This is a genomic window from Pandoraea anhela, from assembly GCF_902459655.1.
GTDB lineage: Bacteria > Pseudomonadota > Gammaproteobacteria > Burkholderiales > Burkholderiaceae > Pandoraea > Pandoraea anhela.
Genome location: NZ_CABPSB010000002.1, coordinates 356,894 through 377,408 on the forward strand (window position 1 = coordinate 356,894; position 20,515 = coordinate 377,408).

The window sequence follows — 20,515 nt, forward strand, 5'->3', positions numbered from 1 at the left end:
GGCGACGTTCAGGCGCGCTCGGCCTGCTTCTTCATCTTCGCCTTGATGCGGTTGCGCTTGAGCGGCGAGAGGTATTCGACGAACACGCGCCCCTTGAGGTGATCCATTTCATGCTGGATGCACACGGCGAGCAGGTCGTCGGCATCGATCACGAACGTCTCGCCCTTCTCGTTCAACGCTTCCACACGTACGCGGTCGGCACGCTCGACTTCGTCGTAGATGCCCGGCACGGAGAGGCAACCCTCTTCGTAGACCTTCTGCTCGTCGCTACGCCAGACGATCTTCGGGTTGATGAACACGCGCAACTCGTCGCGCGTTTCCGAGAGGTCCATCACGATGACTTGCTCGTGGACGTCGACCTGCGTGGCCGCGAGGCCGATGCCGGGGGCGTCGTACATGGTCTCGGCCATGTCCTTGACGAGTTGACGGATCCGGTCGTCCACCTCGGCGACCGGCTTGGCCACCTTGTGCAGACGCGGATCGGGATACTGAAGAATGGGTAGTAATGCCATGATAAAAACGGGAATTCGCCGCATTGCCACGCGGGCGAGCGCCGACGCACAATCGTGCGATGGCTGATGTGCATGGCGAGACGCTCGCCGCGCTCCGCCTGCCCTGGCCCCCCGGTCAATGCTTACCGGATGATGAAAAATTTTAGCATAGCGCTCCCGCCAGTGCTGGCGATCGAAACGCCCGCTGTCGCCGGCAACGCCCGCCCCACCTGCCTGACCGACGCCCCCTGCGCTGCGGGAGATGCCCCCGCCACGCACGTCGCCCACCTTGATCACCTCGCACCTGTGGCGTCGACACCGACCGCGGCGCCCCCTGCGCCGCAAGCACGGATCGGCGCCGATCGCGAGGAAATCGCGGACTGGCTGCGGCTATGCCACACGCCGGGCGTGCCCCCCGGTGCGGTGCGCCGTCTGCTGACCGCGTTCGGCCCGCCTGCCGCGATCTTCGGCGTCTCGCGCGCCGCATTGGCGGACGTGATTCCACGGGAAATCGCCACCCGTCTGCTGGCGCGGACATCGCCCGAACTGCACGCACGGATCGCCCTCACGCGCGAATGGGCCGATCGCCCGGGATGCGCCGTCGTCACCTTGTGCGAACCGGCCTATCCCCGCGCGCTGCTGACCCTTGGCGACCCACCGCCCATCCTCTACTGTCGGGGGGATGCCGGGCTCGCGAACCGCACCGGCAACGCCGGGGACATGGCCGCAGCGCTGGTCGGCAGCCGCCGCGCCACGCCGCAGGGACGCGACAACGCCCGGCACTTCGCCCGGGCCTTGGGAGACGCGGGCGTGACCGTCGTGTCGGGGCTCGCCGCCGGGATCGACGCGGCGGCGCACGAAGGCGCGCTCGAGACGGTGGGGGGCACGTGCGCGGTGATCGGCACCGGCGCAGACGTCGTCTATCCCGCACGCCACCGGGCGTTGGCCGAGCGCGTCGCGGCGCGCGGTCTGCTGCTCTCGGCGTTTCCCATCGGCACCCCGCCCCGGCCGGAGCACTTCCCGCGTCGCAACCGACTCATCGCTGCGTTGGCGCGATGCACCGTGGTCATGGAGGCCACGACGCACTCGGGCTCGCTCATCACGGCGCGTCTGGCGGGCGAACTCGGGCGCGACGTGCTCGCCGTGCCCGGCTCGATCCACGCGCCGCAGAGCCAGGGCTGCCATGTGCTGATACGGGACGGTGCGACGCTGGCGGGCTGCGTCGAGGATGTGTTCGAGGCCATGGGCATCGCCGCGCCGGTGACGTCGGCGAGCGCAGCGCGCGACACCGGCAGGCCGTGCAGCACCGCGCGGCGGCCCCGAACCCACAGCGGCGCTTCCCCGGCGGCGACACCGACCTGCGACGACGTGCCGCGTGGGCACGATGGATGGGACGGTGACCGGAACGACGATGGAAGCGACGGCGGAAGCAACGAGGGAAGCGATGTGGGGAACGCCACCCGCCCGGCGGCTGTCCACGCCACCATGCAGCGCGAATCGCCGACCTCCGGCGCATCGACCGCCCCGCCACCGGGCACGACAGCGATCCTGGAAGCGCTGGGGTATGATCCCGTCAGCGCGGACACCCTGCGCGAGCGCTCCGGCCTGAGCATCGCCGCCGTGCTCTCGCAGCTCGGCGCGCTCGAGCTCGACGGCCGCATCGCCCGGCTGCCCGGCGGCCGGTTCGTGCGTCGCGAGCCTCCTGAGCGTCGCTGAGCGCTACTGTTGTGTTTCACCAAGAGTGCCCTGCCCGTCCCCCAATCCCGAACCCGATATCACCGACACCATGCCCGTTTTCGATCCCGTCGCCGACCGTCCCGCGCTTGCCGCTGCGCTGGCCGAGGGCAACAAGCGTCTCGTGGCCTGTCTGTGCGCGGCGTGGTGCGGCACCTGCCGTGAATATGCGCAGACGTTCGAGCAACTGGCGGCAAAGCGTCCCGAGTTGTGCTTCGTCTGGGTGGATATCGAAACGCACGCCGACTGGCTCGACGATCACGACATCGAGAACTTCCCGACCCTGCTGGTTCAGGACGCGCCCCAGGCCGCAGGACAGGCCCGTTTCTTCGGCCCGGTGTTGCCGGCCATCGGCATTTTGGAGCGGATGCTCGACACCGGCGTGCTGGGCAACGCCACGGTCGTCGCGCCGGCGCTGCGCGAGCATCTGCTTGCCGATTGACGCCGGCCGCGCGCCGATCACACCTGCCGGAACGCGGCGGCGGCCCATTCGGAATCGCGTCGGTGCCGCGCCACAGCACCGCCACGGCCGGGCCGGCGCCACCCTTGCCGCCGGCTTGCGACGCGCTTATGATGTGCCGCTTTCAGGCACGCCTCGTGCCTGGCCCAACGGCAACGCCGGATTGGCTATATGTTATAAAGCCAACGAATGTCGCCTGGCGACACCCCCTCAACATTACTTAACGTCATGTCAAAAGCTCTGATCATTGCCGAGAAACCGTCTGTCGCGAATGACATCGCGCGGGCGCTGGGCGGCTTTACCAAGCATGACGAGTACTTCGAGAACGACGATTACGTCGTCTCCTCGGCGGTTGGCCACCTCGTCGAAATCGGCGCGCCGGAAGACTATGAAGTCAAACGCGGCAAGTGGAGCTTCGCCAACCTTCCCGTGATTCCCCCGCACTTCGACCTCAAGCCGATCGCCAAGAGCGAGTCGCGTCTGAAGGTGCTCACCCGTCTCATCAAGCGCAAGGACGTGGATGTCCTGATCAACGCCTGTGACGCGGGACGCGAAGGGGAATTGATTTTCCGTCTGATCGCGCAGCATGCGAAGGCGAAGCAGCCGGTCAAGCGTCTGTGGCTCCAGTCGATGACGCCGCAGTCGATCCGCGACGGCTTCAAGCGCCTGCGCACCGACGACGACATGTTGCCGCTGGCCGACGCCGCGCGCAGCCGTGCCGAGGCCGACTGGCTGGTCGGCATCAACGGCACGCGCGCCATGACCGCCTTCAACAGCAAGGGCGGCGGCTTCTTCCTGACGACGGTCGGGCGCGTGCAGACGCCCACGCTGTCGATCGTGGTCGAGCGCGAAGAGAAGATTCGCAAGTTCGTATCGCGCGATTACTGGGAAGTCAAAGCCGAGTTCGTGGCTGCCGCCGGTTTCTATGAAGGCCGCTGGTTCGACCCGAACTTCAAGCGCAACGAATTCGACCCCGAGCAGCGCGATTCGCGCCTGTGGAGTGTGGCGGCGGCCGAGTCGGTCGTGGCGGCGGTGCGCGGCAAGCACGGCACCGTCACGGAAGAATCCAAGCCGTCGAGCCAGCTCTCGCCGTTGCTGTTCGATCTGACGAGCCTGCAACGCGAAGCCAACAGCCGCTTCGGCTTCTCGGCGAAGAACACGCTCGGTCTGGCGCAGGCGCTGTACGAAAAGCACAAGGTGCTCACGTATCCGCGTACCGACGCCCGGGCGCTGCCGGAAGACTATCTGGCGACCGTCAAAGAAACGATGGCGGTGCTCAAAGAGAGCAACAACTACCACCAGTTCGCCAACCAGATCCTGAACAAGGATTGGGTGAAGCCGAACAAGCGGATCTTCGACAACAGCAAGATCAGCGATCACTTCGCCATCATCCCGACGCTTCAGGCGCCGAAGAACCTCTCCGAGCCGGAGCAGAAGCTGTACGACCTCGTGGTCAAGCGCTTCCTGGCGGTGTTCTTCCCGGCGGCCGAGTATCAGGTGACGACCCGCATCACGGAAGTGGTCGGTCATCACTTCAAGACCGAGGGCAAGGTTCTGGTGCAGGCCGGCTGGCTCGCCATTTACGGCAAGGAAGGCGCGGACGAAGGCAAGGACGGCAAGAACGCGAAGGAAGAACAACCGAACCTCGTGCCGGTTGCCAAGGACGAGAAGGTCGGCGTCGACAAGGTAGCGGCGGTCGGTCTGCAAACCAAGCCGCCCGCGCGATACAGCGAAGCCACGTTGCTCTCCGCGATGGAAGGCGCGGGCAAACTCGTCGAAGACGGCGAGTTGCGCGAGGCGATGGCCGGCAAGGGCCTCGGCACACCGGCCACGCGCGCGGCTATCATCGAAGGCCTGCTCACGGAAAAGTACCTCGTGCGCGAAGGCCGTGAACTGCATCCGACGGCCAAGGCGTTCCAGTTGATGACGCTGTTGCGCGGCCTCGGCGTGGACGAACTCACGCTGCCCGAACTCACGGGCGAATGGGAAGCCAAGCTCTCGCAAATCGAGCGCGGCGGTCTCAAGCGTGACGAATTCATGCACGAAATCGCGCAAATGACGCAGACCATCGTCAAGCGGGCGAAGGAATACGACTCCGACACCATCCCCGGCGATTACGCGACGCTCAGCACGCCGTGCCCGCATTGCGGCGGCGTGGTCAAGGAGAACTATCGACGCTTCGCCTGCACGAACTGCAACTTCTCGATCTCGAAGATTCCCGGCGGACGTCAATTCGAAATCCCGGAAGTCGAAGAACTGCTGCGCAACAAGACCATCGGTCCGCTCTCGGGCTTTCGCAGCAAGATGGGACGTCCGTTCTCGGCCATCATCAAGCTCTCGCCCGATGACGAAATGGGCTACAAGCTCGAATTCGACTTCGGTCAGGACAATGGCGACGAAGACGGCGAAGCCCCGGACTTCACGGGTCAGGAGCCGGTGGGGCATTGCCCGAAGTGCAACGGGCGTGTGTTCGAGCACGGCATGCGTTACGTCTGCGAGAACGCCGTCGCCAATCCGAAGACGTGCGACTTCACATCGGGCAAGGTGATTCTCCAGCAGGAAATTACGCGCGAGCAGATTCACAAACTGCTCACCGAAGGCAAGACGGATCTGCTGACGAACTTCAAGTCGTCGCGCACCGGCCGTACGTTCAAGGCCTATCTGGCCAAGCAGAAGGACGGCAAGATCGGCTTCGAATTCGAGGCGAAGGCCCCGAAGAAGACCGCCGCGAAGGCAGGCGCGGACGAAGGCGGGAAGGACAGCGAGAAGAGCGACGAAAAGGTGGCCCCGGCACGCAAGACCGCCGCCCGGACCGCTGCGGCCAAGGCGCCGGCCAAGAAGGCCGCCGCGAAGAAGACGACCGCGAAGGCCAAACCGGCGACCCGATCGGCCGCCGGCAAGTCCGACGACACCGCGTTCGACGAGGACGACGCGCCGTTCTGAGCGTCGGGCGTCTCGTGGCCGTGGTCTAGGCTTCACCGCATCGCCCCGCATCCCCGAGGCAATGAAAAACGGCCGCTTCCGTGAGGAAGCGGCCGTTTCGTCATCCAGCGCCTTGAAAACGTCGCAACGATCGTATCAAACCGGCATCTCGCTGGTCGGCGTGGCCGGTGCGCTCGACGACACCTTGGGCGGCACCCAGCGCTCGGCAGCAGAAATGCTCTCGTTCTGACGGAAATATTCGACCGTCAGATCGATGAAGCCACGCGTTTTCGCCGACAGATACTTGCGGCTCGGATAGACAAGCGAGACGTCGATGGGAGTCTGGGAATAATTGCGCATGAGCGCGACGAGATCGCCGTCGCGCACGTCGTTACCCACCAGATACGACGGCAGGAACGCAATGCCGTGCCCCAACAAGACCGACTGACGCAGCAACGCCGTGTTGTTGCAGATGAGCTTGTTCTGCACGCGCACCCTGACTTCGCCATCCGGCCCGGAGAACACACGGTCGTCGCTCCAGAATTCGCTCGGCAGGCCCAGCACGCCGTGCTCGCCCAGTTCCTGCGGCGTGACCGGCTCGCCATGTTCGGCGATATAGGCGGGCGAAGCGCACAGCATCACGCGCGTTTCGGCGAGCACGCGCGAGATCAGGCTTTCGCTGTTGATCATGCGCGTGAGCAGAATTCCGCAGTCGTACCCCTCTTCCACCAGATCGACCGCGCGGTCGGTCAGCGTGAGGTCCACCACGACTTTCGGGTGCAGTTCCTGATACTTCTTGACCAGTGGCGCGAGGTTACGCACACCGAACGACACCGGTGCCACGACCTTCAAGGTGCCTTTCGGATCGCGCGAAGCGCTGGAGATGAGGGCATCGGCTTCGTCGACTTCGTCGATGATCTGCCGGCAGCGTTCGAGATACACCTGACCGGCGCCGGTCAGCGACAGGCTACGGGTGGTGCGGTTGAGCAGACGAACGCCGAGATGCGATTCGAGTTCCGCGACGTGCCGCGTAACCACAGCGGCAGACAGATCCATCTGGGCGGCCGTACGGGCAAAACTCCCGTTATCGGCCACTTTGACGAAAACGCGCATCGATTGCAGACGGTCCATGTTGTTTCCAATCGTGATGTGCCGCGTCGTTTCGGCAACAACGAGTATGGGCGGACCGGCGAGTTACCGGCACTGCGGATACCCGCGGGCACCGGTCGGACCGCCGCCCCGGGGATTCCGGGGCGAGCCTCGCGCGTGCCGCCAGGGCTGTCGACACGGCGGGGGACTTCGATGAAGCAGTAGTGAAGCTGTATTTAGGGCGTAGCTTACCGTAGGCGACGAAAAATTGCCTGACGCGGCAACGATTTCGACGCACCGCAGCCGCCCCGTATGCGCGCGACGACGCACAAATGAGCTTTCAATGCGCGGTTTTGCGCAATGTCTCGACGATCGATCTCGCGCACACGCAGCATGCGTACTGCCAGCGGGGTGTTTGACGCAGGTCACGGCGCGGCGTTCAGGGCGCCGCTACAGTCGAATATCACCGATTGTTACAGGCCTCGTCATGAATCCCATTCCTATTTTGTCGACGCCTTGCGCCAGCGCGCCCGATGATCCGCACGGCGGCACACCGTGCCCCGGCTGCACGTCCTCCAGCGCCGGTGCCCAGCACCATGACCATGGATCCTCCCCCTGCAAGTCGCGCAAGGGACTGTCCCCCCGGTCGGCGCCGTACACACCGGTGCACGTCGACGCCCGCCTTCTTGGCCGTTACGACATCAACGGACCGCGTTACACGTCTTACCCCACGGCGCTCCAGTTTCGCGACGACTTCGGCGCTGGCGACTACGCACGCGCGGCCGCGCAATCCAAGCGCACCGGCCGACCGATCTCGCTATATCTGCACGTACCGTTCTGCGATACCGTGTGCTTTTACTGCGCATGCACCAAGATCGTCACGAACAATCGCGCGCATGCCGACGCTTACGTGGCGCGCCTGCATGCGGAGATCGCGAGACAGGCGTCGCTGCTCGGCGCCGGCCGCACGCTCTCCCAGATGCATTGGGGCGGCGGCACCCCGACGTTCCTCTCACTGGAGCAAATCGCGTCGCTCATCGACGCCATCGGCCGACAGTTCGTGATGACGCATGACGACAGCGCCGAGTACGCCATCGAGATCGACCCGCGTAGCGCCGGGCCGGCATCGATTCGCGCGCTGCGGGCGCTCGGGTTCAATCGACTGTCCATCGGCGTGCAGGACTTCGATCCGCGCGTTCAGGAAGCGATTCATCGCGTGCAGCCGCGCGCCCTGGTCGAGGCCACTCTCGACGCCGCGCGCAGTTGCGGCTTCAAGTCCGTCAACTTCGACTTGATCTATGGGTTGCCGCATCAGACCGCGGCATCCTTTTCGAACACGCTCGACGCCGTGATCGAGATGGCGCCCGAGCGGCTGTCGGTGTTCAGCTATGCGCATCTGCCGCAGCAATTCAAGATGCAGCGCTGCCTGCCGGAGACATTGCCCGACGCGCGGCAAAAACTCGCGCTGCTGCAAACGATCATCACGCGTCTGACCGATGCCGGTTACGTCTATATCGGGATGGATCACTTCGCTCGCCCGGACGACGAACTCGCGCTCGCGCAGACGGCGGGCACGCTGCACCGCAACTTCCAGGGCTACAGCACGCGGGCCGACTGCGATCTCATCGGCGTCGGCATGTCGGCCATCGGGCGCATCGGCGACAGTTACGCACAGAACGAGAAGACGCTGAAAGCGTATTACGAGGCCATCGACGCCGGCGGTCTGGCCATCGCGCGCGGCGTGCAACTCGACACGGACGACCACATCCGGCGCGATGTCATCTCGCGGCTGATGTGCCACATGGCGCTCGACTTCAGCGCCGTCGAGCGGGCTCACGGCATCGATTTCGTATCGTACTTCGCGACCGAACTGGGCGAGTTGGCCGATCTGTGCGCAGACGGCCTCGTCGCCATCGACGCCCACGGACTGCGCGTTCTGCCCGCCGGTCGCCTGCTGGTGCGGGTCGTGGCGCAAGTGTTCGACGGCTATCGTCGCAGCGCCGCCAACGACCGATGCGCGAAGGTGCTGTAACGGATCACACGCGGCGTCACATCGCATTACCAGACGGCAAAACGCCCGATGGGATCTCCACCGGGCGTTCTTGTATCGCCGACGTCATCGAAGGGTGATCGATCACATCGGCGAATCTGGCGATTCCGAGTCGGTCGTGCCGATCAGCAACAGCGGCCACCGCGCTTGCCGCTGTAACGGGCTTCCTGACGCTCACGGAAGAACGCTTCATAGCTCATGACCGGCTGATCCGGATGCGTGGCCTGCATGTGCGCCACGTACGTGTCGTAGTCGGGCAGACCGACCATCAGCCGCATGGCCTGCCCCAGATACCGTCCGACCTTGCCAACTTCGTCGAGCATGACGCCTCCTGTGCCTTGATGCGGGCGTCAGACCCGGGGGCCGGCCGGCATCGGTTCGAACGGGGTTTCCTTCGCCGTCGGCTTATTGGCGCGGCGTGCCACGACAATCGTGCGCACACCGAACACCGCCACCGACACCACGACGAACATGAATACACCGGCGAGCGTGGCATCGACATAATCGTTGAACACGATCTGCCGCATCTGCGCCACCGACTTGGCCGGTGCGAGCAGCTTGCCGTCGGCGAGTGCCGCCTGATACTTCGCGGCGTGGGCGAGGAAGCCGACCTTCGGGTCCGGATCGAACATCTTCTGCCAGCCGGCCGTGAGCGTACAGGCGAGCAACCAGAGGGTCGGCAGGACCGTGACCCAGGCGAAGCGCTCGCGCTTGAGCTTGAACAGCACGCACGTCGCCAGAATCAGCGCGATGGCGGCCAGCATCTGGTTCGAGATGCCGAACAGCGGCCACAGCGTGTTGATGCCGCCCAGCGGGTCGACCACGCCCTGGTAGAGGAAGTAGCCCCATGCCGCCACGCACAGTACCGTGGCGAGCAGGTTCGCGGGCAGCGACTCCGTGCGCTTGAGCGACGGCACGAACGTGCCCAGCAAGTCTTGCAGCATGAAGCGGCCGGCGCGCGTGCCTGCATCGACGGCCGTCAGAATGAACAGCGCCTCGAACAGAATCGCGAAGTGGTACCAGAACGCCATCATCGCTTCGCCGCCCACCACCTGATGGAGAATGTGCGCCATGCCGACGGCGAGCGTCGGTGCACCGCCGGCGCGCGAGATGATCGTGTGCTCGCCCACGGCCTGTGCGGTCGCGGTCAGCACGTCCGGCGTAATGGTGAAGCCCCAGCCCGAAACAACCTGTGCGACGGCTTCCGGCGTCGTGCCGATCACGGCGGCCGGGCTGTTCATCGCGAAGTAGACGCCCGGGTCGATCACCGACGCCGCCACCAGCGCCATGATGGCCACGAACGACTCCATGAGCATGCCACCGTAACCGATGAAACGCGCATTGACTTCGTTATCGAGCAGTTTGGGCGTGGTGCCCGAGGAGATCAGCGCGTGGAAGCCGGACACGGCGCCGCAGGCGATCGTGATGAAGAGGAACGGGAACAGCTTGCCCGACCAGACCGGGCCGCTGCCGTCGACGAACTGCGTGAGCGCCGGCATCTTCAGTTCGGGCGCGACGACCAGAATGCCGATGGCGAGCGCCAGAATCGTGCCGATCTTGAGGAACGTCGACAGGTAGTCGCGCGGTGCGAGCAACAGCCACACCGGCAGCACGGACGCCACGAAGCCGTAGCCGATCAGCATCCACGTGAGTTGCTTGCCGTCGAAAGTGAACAGCGGCGCGAGGGTTTCGCTGTCGTGCACGCTCTGGCCGAAGTAGATCGCGGCCATGAGCATCACGAAGCCGATGATCGACACCTCGCCGATACGGCCCGGACGAATGAAGCGCGTGTAGACGCCCATGAACAGCGCAATGGGAATCGTCAGCCCGACGGTGAACGTGCCCCATGGCGAACCCGTGAGCGCCTTGACCACGATCAGCGCCAGCACGGCGAGAATGATGATCATGATGAGGAACGCGCCGAACAGCGCGATCACGCCGGGAATCATGCCGAGTTCGGCCTTCACCAGATCGCCCAGCGAACGGCCGTCGCGACGCGTGGAGATGAACAGCACCATGAAGTCCTGCACCGCGCCGGCAAACACCACGCCTGCGAGAATCCACAGCATGCCGGGCAGATACCCCATCTGCGCGGCGAGCACCGGGCCGACGAGGGGGCCGGCGCCCGCGATCGCGGCGAAGTGGTGACCGAACAACACGTAGCGGTTGGTCGGCACGTAGTCCAGGCCGTCGTTGTGACGCCATGCGGGCGTCATGCGCGTGCCGTCGAGTTGTGCCACGCGTGTGGCGATGAACTTGCTGTAGAAGCGATACGCGATCAGATAGACGCAGATGGCTGCGATCACGATCCAAAGTGCGCTGACGGTTTCGCCGCGCGATAGGGCCACCGTGCCGAGCGCGCACGCGCCGACGACGGCCACCGCTGCCCAGGGCAGTTGTTGCCAGATGCGATTCATTGTCTCTCCTCGGAACTGCCTGCCTAAGTGGGCAGGGCAGCAACCCCGGGATCACGCCGTTTGAGCGCCATCCCGCCTCTTGGTGCGACGCCGTGTGAGCGTCAAGGACCCGTCGAAGGTCCGCTTCGAACCGCAGCGCACTGCGTCGACCCGCTGTGCACGCCCCTCTGCGGGGGTCTCATCACAGCGACACGCCGGCAACGTCGTACTCAAGCGCCGCATAGGGATATGCGAACCCGGCGAGCACTTGCCCGGCACCGGCATGGGGCTTACGCAACTTGTGCGAAACGCGCGACTTGTGCGCTACACTGCGCCCCGCAGCCCCGGCCACAATTCGGCGTGTAGTATTGGCGTTTGCCCGCCGTGCCACAAGCGCGGAACTACGCAGGCCCGCTACGTGCTATTACGTAGCGCAAACCCCTGAAATCAGCGGAACGCGGCATTGCAGGCGCCTCGAATGCCATGAATCTCCGACAGAAATTTTTCATCCTGTCGCTCCTGCCGGTCGCGTTGGCGATGATCGCCATCGCACTGGCCGTGCGACATCAAGGGAACGAGCTCTCACGCGCGCAGCACGACGCCGTGCAGACCACATCGCTGGCCAACAAGCGGGCCGAGCTGCTGCATTACGTGGGCCTCGCCCGCAACGCCATCGAGCCGCTGTACGACGGCCCCGACACCCCCGCCGCACGCGAAGCGGCACTCGCGACGCTCGCACGCATGGAGTTCGGCAAGGACGGCTACTTCTTCGTCTACGATCTCGAGGGCCGCAGCCTCATGCATCCGCGCCAGCCCGAACTGGTCGGCCACAATCTCTGGTCGCTCAGGGACGAATCGGGTGCGCTCACGATTCAGCGCCTGATCGCTGCGGCGCGCGCCGGCGGCGGGTATGTCCAGTACGCCTGGGAGAAACCTTCCCGTCAGCAAATGACGCCGAAACTCGGTTACGTCATCGCACTGCCGCGCTGGAACTGGATGATCGGCACAGGGATTTATCTCGACGATGTGGAAGCCACACTGCGTGAGTCCGACGATCGCGCGCAAGCGAACATCGACCGCACGCTGATCTGGATTACGCTCATCGCGTCGTCGTGCCTGGCCATCGTCGGGCTGTGCGGACTCGTCGTGAACATCACCGAACTCAAGACGGCCGACGCCAAGCTGCGTCAGCTCGCGCGGCAGGTCGTCGAATCGCAGGAGCTCGAACGCGCCCGGATTTCACGCGAGCTTCACGACGGCATCAGTCAGTTGCTCGTCTCCGTCAAACTGCTGCTCGAATCCGCATCGATGCGTTTGCCGGGATCCCCCGCCGCCGCCAGCAACACGCTCGGCGTCGCGATCGAGCGCCTGAACGGCACGCTCGGCGAGGTCCGTCGCATCTCGCAAGCGCTGCGGCCTGCGATGCTCGACGATCTGGGCCTTGCCGCCGCCATCGATCAGCTCGCACGCGAGTTCGGATCGCACGCAGGGCTGCCGGTCGAGATGAATGTCGAAGGCGAAGCGCCCGCACTCGACGACAACATCAAGACGATGCTGTATCGCATCGCACAGGAAGCGCTGACCAACATCGAGCGCCACGCCCACGCGTCACGCGTGTCGATCCTGCTCATCTTCAAACCCGACGGCATTCACCTGTCGATCGCCGACGACGGTCGCGGCTTCGACGTGAGCGACGTGCACCATGACCCGCGTCACGGTATCGGTTTGCGCAATATGCGAGAGCGTCTCGATGCCGTGGGCGGCGCACTCGGCATCCAGTCATGGCCCGGCCTCACCACCATCAGCGCGTGGGTACCGCTCACGCCCGCCGCCGTGAAAGCGGCGCTTCGTGCAACCTCCCGCAAATGATGCAAATCCATCCCATCCGTCTCCTGCTGATCGACGACCATCCACTCGTTCGCGACGGGCTGCGCGCCCGCTTCGACGCCTCGCCCAACTTGCAGGTGGTCGGCGAAGCCGGCAACGCTCAGGAGGCGCTCACGCGGGCGAAGACATCGTCGCCCGATCTCGCACTGATGGACATCAGCATGCGCGGCACAAACGGCATCGAATTGACGGCGCAGTTTCGCGAGCAGTTTCCGCACATCGCCGTACTGATTCTGTCGATGCACGACAACGCGGAATATGTGCGTCAGGCCGTGCGCGCCGGGGCTCGCGGTTACGTCCTCAAGGACGCCCCCGCTCATGAGATCGTGACCGCCATCGAACGCGTGGCACGAGGCGAGGCGTATTACAGCGCCGCGATTGCCGCGCGCGTCGTGCAGGCGTCGACCTCTCACGCCCCCATCGATTCGCTCACGCCGCGCGAGCGTGAAATCCTGACCCGTATCGCGCACGGCCTCTCGAACAAGCAAATCGCCATGGAGATGGATTTGTCCGTGCGCACCGTGGAAACCCATCGACTCAACATCAAACGCAAGCTCGGCATCGAGGGACAAGCGGAGCTGATCAAGTTCGCGGTGGAGAATCGACTGTAAACGCCTGCGTCGTGAATCCTGCTGCGCGAAGGGGTTGTGCGCCTCGACGCGGGCGCCGGAGAAATCCTTCACATGGCGCATAACGCCACCGCCGACGTGCCTTTCGGAAGGTTCACAAGGCAACAAAAAATCCCGCCGGGGTTTCCCCCGGCGGGATCGTGTTGCGCAATGCCGATGGCGAGCGCTCAGTCCGCCATCATGTCGACCTCGAACGCATCACGACTTCAGTCGACGCTCGATGTCGGCCTTCGTATCGAGCAGCGCTTGCGGCAAATGATGCTTGAGCGTGTCGAACAGCTCGGCGTGAAGTTTCAGCTCTTCATGCCACGCCGCATCGTCCATCGACGTCACGTCATCGAACTGCGCCGGCGTGAACGACAGCCCGCTCCAGTTCAGATCTTCGTAGCGCGGCGTGATGCCGAACGCGTTCTCCACGCCCTGCGCGGTCCCGTCGATGCGGCCAAGCATCCATGCGAGTACCCGCATGTTCTCACCGAAGCCCGGCCACACGAACTTGCCGTCGGCGCCTTTGCGGAACCAGTTCACGCAGTAGATCTTCGGCAGCTTCGCGCCGGTCTTGTCGAGATGCGCGCCGGTATCTAGCCAGTGCTGGAAGTAGTCGGCCATGTTGTAGCCGCAGAACGGCAACATCGCGAACGGATCGCGACGCACCACGCCCTGCTGACCGGCCGCCGCCGCCGTCGTCTCCGACCCCATCGTGGCAGCCATGTAAACGCCTTCGGTCCAGTCCCGCGCCTCCGTCACCAGCGGCACGGTGGTCGAGCGGCGACCGCCGAAGATGAACGCGTCGATCGCCACCCCGGCCGGGTTCTCCCAGTCGGCGTCGATGGACGGACATTGCGACGCCGGCGCCGTGAAACGCGAATTCGGATGCGCGGCCTTGCGACCGGTCTCCTTCGCGCTCTCCGGCGTCCAGTCCTTGCCCTGCCAGTCGATCAGGTGAGCCGGCGGCGTGTCGGTCAGGCCTTCCCACCACACGTCGCCGTCGTCCGTCAGCGCGACGTTCGTGAAAATGACGTTTTCGCCGAGGGTCGCCAGCGCGTTCGGGTTGGTCTTCTGGCTCGTGCCCGGGGCTACGCCGAAGAAGCCGGCTTCCGGATTGATCGCATACAGGCGACCGTCCTTGCCCGGCTTGATCCAGGCGATGTCGTCGCCAATGGTCTCGACCTTCCAGCCTTCGAAGCCCTTGGGCGGAATCAGCATCGCAAAATTGGTCTTGCCGCAAGCCGACGGGAACGCCGCCGCCACGTGATACTTTTTGCCCTGCGGCGACGTCACGCCGAGGATCAGCATGTGCTCGGCGAGCCAGCCTTCATCGCGCCCCATCGTCGATGCGATGCGCAGCGCGAAGCATTTCTTGCCCAGCAGCGCATTGCCGCCGTAGCCCGAGCCGTAGCTCCAGATCTCGCGCGTTTCCGGGAAGTGGACGATGTACTTCGTGCTGTTGCACGGCCACGCCACGTCCTTCTCGCCGGCGGCCAGCGGCTTGCCGACGGTGTGCACGCAGGGCACGAACTCGCCGTCGTCGCCCAGCACGTCGTACACGGCACGGCCCATGCGCGTCATGATGCGCATGTTCACCGCCACGTACGGGGTGTCGGACAGCTCCACACCGATGTGGGCGATCGGCGAACCGAGCGGGCCCATCGAGAACGGTACGACGTACATCGTGCGACCGCGCATGCAGCCCTCGAACAGCCCGTCGAGCGTGGTGCGCATCTCGCGCGGATCGATCCAGTGATTGGTCGGGCCGGCGTCTTCACGCTTCTCGCTACAGATGAACGTGCGGTCTTCCACACGCGCCACGTCCGAGGGATCGGACAGCGCGAGAAACGAATTGGGACGCTTGGCGGGGTTGAGCCGCTTCATCGTGCCTGCGGCAACCATCTGTTCGCACAGACGGTCGTATTCCTCCTGCGAGCCGTCGCACCAGACGACACGCTCGGGCTGCGTGATCGCCGCGATGTGCGACACCCAGTCGATCAGCTTGCGGTGACGCACCCAGCCGGGCAGATCACGGGTGGCGACAGTGGACGAGGAGGAGGCGTTGAGCGTATTCGCGCTCACACTGGCTTGCGTCATGGGGGTTGTCTCCATGCAGAGTCGGAAAATCGAAGCGGACGTTCAAGCGCCGGTGGGTGCGAACACCGGCCGTCCTTTTATGGGGGCACCATGCGGGCGCCTTGCGTCGCCGGGCAGCCAATCCGGTCGGGGATACCGGACAAGCCTCACTGCCCCGGCGCCCGTCGCCGGTGCATATCGCTTGCGCGCATGCAGGCTCGGGCCGCGGGAGATACGGAACGTGGCGCATGCCGTGCCCATCCGGAACACCGGACAAGGGCCACGGCGGCACACGCGAAGCGGCAGGGGGCAACACGCGCACCGATACGTGCGCATCAAGCGTCTCGCTCACCAGGTCCGACTTGCTTTTGCGGGGTGGGTTCGATTTTTCGCCATCGTATTTAGGCGGTTTCGCCATGGTTGCCAGGACACCTGCCATACTATGCAAAACGAGGCGTCAGCATACCACCGCATAAAATGCGCCGGTGCTGCGTCGCAACAAGGCCGGCGCGGGGCTTGCCCGGGCTGACGCCGCCACGTCAAGAACAAGCAGGCTCGCCCATCGAGGCGGGCTCCGACAATTGTTCCGTCTGCACAGAACGCCGTCGTTCTGTGCCGAATCGATTACGTTTTGCCATGAAAATTGCCATTCTCGACGACTACCAGGACGCCGTTCGCAAACTCGATTGCTTCTCTCTATTGGCCGGTCATGACGTCAAGGTCTTCAACAATACGGTGAAAGGCGTCGGGCAACTCGCCGCCCGGGTCGGCGAAGCCGAGGTGCTGGTGCTGATCCGCGAACGCACGGCCATCACCGCGCAGCTCATCGACAAGCTGCCCCGGTTGCGGGTGATCAGCCAGACCGGGCGCGCCGGCAATCACATCGATATCGACGCCTGTACCGCCCGCGGCGTGGTCGTGCTCGAAGGCGTCGGCTCCCCCATCGCACCGGCCGAACTCACATGGGCGCTGATCATGGCCGCCCAGCGCCGCATTCCCCAGTACGTCTCCAGCCTCAAGCACGGCGCATGGCAGCAGTCGGGGCTGAAATCGTCGAGCATGCCGCAGAACTTCGGTCTCGGTCAGGTGCTGCGCGCTCAGACGCTCGGCCTCTGGGGCTACGGCAAGATCGGCCGGCTCATCGCCGGATACGGCAAGGCGTTCGGCATGGAAGTCATGGTGTGGGGTCGCGAAGGCTCGCGCGAAGCCGCAGCCGCCGACGGCCTGCGCGTGGCGAACAGCAAGGAAGAACTCTTCACGCAAAGCGATGTGCTCTCGCTTCATCTGCGCCTGAACGACGAAACACGCCATCTCGTCAAACTGGAAGACCTGCTTCAAATGAAGCCGACCGCGCTGTTCGTGAACACGAGTCGTGCGGAACTGGTGGAAGAAAACGCGCTGATTACGGCGCTGAACCGCGGACGTCCCGGCATGGCGGCCATCGACGTCTTCGAGAGCGAACCGATTCTGCAAGGCAACCCGTTGCTGCGTCTGGAGAACTGCGTCTGCACGCCGCACATCGGCTACGTCGAACACGAAAGCTACGAGTTGTACTTCCGTGTGGCCTTCGAGAACATCGTCAATTTCCTGAACGGCGACCGCACGCACGTGGCCAACCCGGCAGCGTTACTCGGCTTCGGGCGCTGAGCCCGCTGTCGGCTCCGCCAGATCCTGATCGCGCCTGATCGGCCACGGGTCGGCGCGGAATCGGCCCGCGCCGGTGCTGCGCCGGCGGCATGCCTACCGCATCGACGCCAGATGCCGCAGGAAAGTCTCGCCGTCCTTGCGCCCCAGCGCGAACGCCGGCGCCATCCTCTCGGGCCGCGTGTAATCCCAACTGGAAATCGGCACGGGCTCGGACGGCTGCACATATAGCCGATCCTGCCCGCCGTGATGCTGCGTGAAGATCTGCGGTCGCGGATAACGCCGCGTGACCAGCACCAACACCTGCCCCGGCGTGGTGTCGAGCGCATCGACGGGCACGTTGTCGACCATGCCGCCGTCGAGCACCGCGCGTCCGTCGCGTCGCAGGATCGGCGTGAACGGCGGCGTACATGACGATTGCAGCATCAGATCGGCCAGTTCCGCCGTCGTCCGGCAATCCTGCGCCCGCACGAATTCGGGACGAAATCCAAGGCTGCGCGCGAGCGTCGGATGCAGCGTGCGGCGCCAGTGCTTGTCGATGTTGTAAGCGACCAGCCCGGCTGCCGTTGCGGTACGAGGCCCGAGCCAGCGCGGGATGTGCGACACGCCCACGCGAATCTCCGGCCCCGTGGCGAGTTTCTCCAACTGACCGTCGTAGATGTCGAGCAGCGCCTGCCGATAGATGCGGTAGTGCGGAAACACCCGCTCGCGCCGCAACAGGTTGCCCCAGTAAGCGTTCTTGCGATTGTTCGCGAGCGCCTGCCGGTAGTAATCCATCACCCACTCGGAAGCCCGCATGTGCAGCATGCATGCGGTGGCCGCGCCCGCCGAAATGCCGGTGATGACGCGTGGACGCAGCGGCACGTCGCGCGTGACCCGCTCCCAGAATCCCGCCTGCCACCAGCAACGATTCCCGCCGCCGGCAAATACGATCTGATCGAACACCTGGTCCCCCCGCTTCTGTCTTGCCATGTCGCTTTGCCGTCAACAACTCGCTGCCGCATGAGCGATTGGCCGCCTGGCCATCAAAGCAACGCGTAGGTCGTCGTCGCGTGCACGGCCATCTTGCCCTGCGCGTCGAAAATCTCGATCTCGCCGAACACCAGATTCTTGCCACGACGCAGAATCCGTGCGATCACGCGCAGATCGCCTTCCGTGACGGGCCGCATGAACTGCGTGTTGAGCGTGACGGTCGTCATCGGCTGGAAGCCACCGAGCGCAGCGCAAAGCGCCACCACCATCGCGGTATCGGCCACCGCCATGAACGTCTGGCCGCAGATAACGCCCCCGCCGTGCCGGAAAGCGGCATCGAACGGCAACCGCAACTCGCTCTGCTCGGGCCCGACCGCCTCGACCTGCAAATTCAACTGCCGCACCCACGGCGAGACGAGGGCTTCAAGCATCTCCTGCGCTTGCACCAGTTCCATCCTGAGTCATCCTCCATCGTTCCGACGTCATCGTTGCATGTCGCGCGCGCCACCGGCACACACCAGCGGTATCCCCGGCGCACGGCGTTCAGACGCTGATGATAGCCGCAAAACAACAGCGCCACCCGCTCGGCGGGTGACGCTGGGGACTACGAAGGAATGTCGAACGTTAACCGCTTATCCGCTGGTCTTCTCTTGACGGATACGCTGGCTCTGCTTGTTCTCGCGATGCTGCACGCCTGCCTGCTCGCCTGCGCTCACGTGCCCGTTCTTCGCTGCGCTGGCTTCGGCGGCGTCGACATGGGCTTGCCCCTTCTCCAGACCGCCGACCTGCTTGTTATTGAGCGTACCGGCCACCTGACCTTGCGCGATGCGCTTTTCCTGATTGACGTTGCGCTGTACATCGGACTGCAAACGCTCGGACGACTTCGACGTCGGATTCGCCACGCGATCGTTGTGTTTGAGCTGCTCGATCTTCGCGCTTTCCTTGTTCTGCGCGCTGGCGATGCGCGCCTTTTGCGCCGCAGTATCGCCGGTCTTGTCGGCGTGCGCCTGCAACTTGTCGACCTTCGCTTCGCCCTTCTCGAGGCCCGACGCCTCCCGGGCCGTCAACTGACCGCTCTTCAGACCGTTCTCGATGCGCTGCTGCTGATTGATGTCGCGCGACGTCTCGGTCGCGGTGCTCTGCGCGAACGCCTGCGAGGCGAACACACCACCGAAGGCCAGGGTCACAGCGCTCAGAATCAGAGTTTTACGGACGTTCATGATGGAATCCTTATGCCTTTTAGCGTTTAAGCGTCGTCGAAAATTTGACGGGGGACGGAGCCTGCCGGCGGGATTGCCGGCGAACTTGCTGCGTCCTTATGCGGATTAACGAGGCCCGCGCGCCGCCCGCCGACAGGCATCGTGTAACGCGGCAGTCCGAAAAGTAACGGCTTGTAATCGGACTGTCATGTCCGCCTGACGCTATGTCCATGAAATCGTTGGGACACCCGCAGACAGCGCCGTAACGATTTGATACAGTGGTGCCCATTTGGCCGGCACGCCCTGTCCGTCTGAACCGGAAAGCGCGCCACTCCGTTATCTTTTAGCCCCCTTACGCGAACAAGCGAGTCAAGAAGGAGCCTTCACCATGCAGAGCACCAGAGACGATCTCGGCAAACTGATCCTGCGTCTTACCCTCGGTATCCTGCTGCTGTTTCACGGCGTCAGCAAAGTCATCAACGGTGTGGGCTTTATCGAGGGCATGATCACGTCGCACGGTCTGCCGTCGTTTCTCGCCTACGGCGCCTATCTGGGTGAAGTGCTCGCCCCGGTCCTGCTGATTCTCGGTGTGCTGACTCGCCTCGGAGGACTGCTTGTGGTGGGCAACATGATCGTCGCCTTCGCCCTGGTTCACCTGAGTCAACTCGGCGATCTGTCGAAGACCGGCGGCTGGGCGCTGGAACTCCAGGGCTTCTATCTGTTCACGGGCCTGTGCGTGATCCTCTTCGGCGCGGGCCGTTACAGCGTGTCGGGTGGACGCGGCGCCTGGGACTGATCGGCAAGACACGTGTGTCGAGCCACCGGCCATCGCACGCCCTATCGCGCGATGGTCATGCGGCCCGCCCTGCCGGATTCCGGCAGAAGGCGGGCCGAGTCGTTTCGGAATGTTGCCAATACGGGCGCTGGTAACGTTGGGTAATACAGCCGTTGCACTTTGCAACTTGTTAGGCTGACTGA

The 20,515-nt window shown here is 64.5% G+C and carries 16 protein-coding genes; 8 read left to right on the forward strand and 8 right to left on the reverse strand.

Features of this window, described 5'->3' with window-relative positions:
- Positions 1 to 8: 8 nt before the first annotated feature.
- On the reverse strand, positions 9 to 512 hold the full coding sequence (def, locus tag PAN31108_RS04725; RefSeq protein ID WP_150667711.1) for a peptide deformylase: 504 nt from the start codon (positions 510 to 512) through the stop codon (positions 9 to 11).
- Between the two features lie 129 nt (positions 513 to 641).
- Here def and dprA point away from each other — a divergent pair, with 129 nt between their 5' ends.
- The 3 genes from dprA (at position 642) to PAN31108_RS04740 (ending at position 5,628) form a co-directional block, all read left to right on the forward strand.
- Complete coding sequence (gene dprA, locus PAN31108_RS04730) at positions 642 to 2,207, forward strand: DNA-processing protein DprA (RefSeq protein WP_174994853.1); 1,566 nt, start codon at positions 642 to 644, stop codon at positions 2,205 to 2,207.
- A gap of 70 nt (positions 2,208 to 2,277) precedes the next feature.
- The gene (locus PAN31108_RS04735) at positions 2,278 to 2,667 is read left to right on the forward strand and encodes a thioredoxin family protein (RefSeq protein WP_150667713.1); all 390 of its coding nucleotides are present in this window, start codon (positions 2,278 to 2,280) and stop codon (positions 2,665 to 2,667) included.
- Positions 2,668 to 2,913: 246 nt separating this feature from the next.
- On the forward strand, positions 2,914 to 5,628 hold the full coding sequence (locus PAN31108_RS04740; protein ID WP_150667714.1) for a DNA topoisomerase III: 2,715 nt from the start codon (positions 2,914 to 2,916) through the stop codon (positions 5,626 to 5,628).
- Positions 5,629 to 5,763: 135 nt separating this feature from the next.
- Here the strand turns inward: PAN31108_RS04740 and PAN31108_RS04745 are convergent, their stop codons facing one another.
- Positions 5,764 to 6,738: a LysR family transcriptional regulator gene (locus tag PAN31108_RS04745; protein WP_150667715.1), complete on the reverse strand. Its 975-nt coding sequence runs from the start codon at positions 6,736 to 6,738 to the stop codon at positions 5,764 to 5,766.
- A 445-nt stretch (positions 6,739 to 7,183) separates the two neighbouring features.
- On the opposite strand from PAN31108_RS04745, the gene hemN reads away from it, so the two are divergent.
- Entirely contained in the window at positions 7,184 to 8,728 is a 1,545-nt protein-coding gene (hemN, locus tag PAN31108_RS04750; RefSeq protein ID WP_246183774.1) for an oxygen-independent coproporphyrinogen III oxidase, read from the forward strand.
- Between the two features lie 143 nt (positions 8,729 to 8,871).
- On the opposite strand, the gene PAN31108_RS04755 is transcribed toward hemN, so the two are convergent.
- Positions 8,872 to 9,069, reverse strand: coding sequence for a YbdD/YjiX family protein (locus PAN31108_RS04755; protein WP_150667716.1), 198 nt, complete (start codon positions 9,067 to 9,069; stop codon positions 8,872 to 8,874).
- Between the two features lie 27 nt (positions 9,070 to 9,096).
- Positions 9,097 to 11,163, reverse strand: a complete 2,067-nt coding sequence (locus PAN31108_RS04760; RefSeq protein WP_150667717.1) for a carbon starvation CstA family protein — start codon at positions 11,161 to 11,163, stop codon at positions 9,097 to 9,099.
- Positions 11,164 to 11,625: 462 nt separating this feature from the next.
- Here PAN31108_RS04760 and PAN31108_RS04765 point away from each other — a divergent pair, with 462 nt between their 5' ends.
- Both PAN31108_RS04765 and PAN31108_RS04770 read left to right on the forward strand, forming a co-directional pair.
- Complete coding sequence (locus tag PAN31108_RS04765; protein WP_150667718.1) at positions 11,626 to 13,011, forward strand: cache domain-containing protein; 1,386 nt, start codon at positions 11,626 to 11,628, stop codon at positions 13,009 to 13,011.
- Positions 13,011 to 13,640 (forward strand): response regulator, encoded by a 630-nt coding sequence (locus PAN31108_RS04770; RefSeq protein WP_150667871.1) that lies wholly within the window; start codon positions 13,011 to 13,013, stop codon positions 13,638 to 13,640. Before PAN31108_RS04765 ends, PAN31108_RS04770 begins: the two co-directional genes overlap by 1 nt.
- Positions 13,641 to 13,856: 216 nt before the next feature.
- Here the strand turns inward: PAN31108_RS04770 and PAN31108_RS04775 are convergent, their stop codons facing one another.
- Positions 13,857 to 15,743, reverse strand: coding sequence for a phosphoenolpyruvate carboxykinase (GTP) (locus PAN31108_RS04775; protein WP_246183775.1), 1,887 nt, complete (start codon positions 15,741 to 15,743; stop codon positions 13,857 to 13,859).
- Positions 15,744 to 16,358: 615 nt separating this feature from the next.
- Here PAN31108_RS04775 and PAN31108_RS04780 point away from each other — a divergent pair.
- Positions 16,359 to 17,369: a D-2-hydroxyacid dehydrogenase family protein gene (locus PAN31108_RS04780; protein WP_150667719.1), complete on the forward strand. Its 1,011-nt coding sequence runs from the start codon at positions 16,359 to 16,361 to the stop codon at positions 17,367 to 17,369.
- A 93-nt stretch (positions 17,370 to 17,462) separates the two neighbouring features.
- On the opposite strand, the gene PAN31108_RS04785 is transcribed toward PAN31108_RS04780, so the two are convergent.
- From PAN31108_RS04785 to PAN31108_RS04795, 3 genes are all read right to left on the reverse strand, one after another.
- A complete protein-coding gene (locus PAN31108_RS04785) occupies positions 17,463 to 18,311 on the reverse strand; it encodes a patatin-like phospholipase family protein (RefSeq protein ID WP_150667873.1) in 849 nt (282 codons plus the stop codon).
- Between the two features lie 80 nt (positions 18,312 to 18,391).
- Positions 18,392 to 18,793 carry a PaaI family thioesterase gene (locus tag PAN31108_RS04790; protein WP_150667720.1) on the reverse strand — a complete coding sequence of 134 codons (402 nt, stop codon included), beginning with the start codon at positions 18,791 to 18,793 and terminating at the stop codon, positions 18,392 to 18,394.
- Positions 18,794 to 18,970: 177 nt separating this feature from the next.
- Positions 18,971 to 19,558, reverse strand: coding sequence for a hypothetical protein (locus PAN31108_RS04795; RefSeq protein WP_150667721.1), 588 nt, complete (start codon positions 19,556 to 19,558; stop codon positions 18,971 to 18,973).
- A gap of 367 nt (positions 19,559 to 19,925) precedes the next feature.
- Here PAN31108_RS04795 and PAN31108_RS04800 point away from each other — a divergent pair, with 367 nt between their 5' ends.
- Complete coding sequence (locus PAN31108_RS04800) at positions 19,926 to 20,333, forward strand: DoxX family protein (protein WP_150667722.1); 408 nt, start codon at positions 19,926 to 19,928, stop codon at positions 20,331 to 20,333.
- Positions 20,334 to 20,515: the final 182 nt, after the last annotated feature.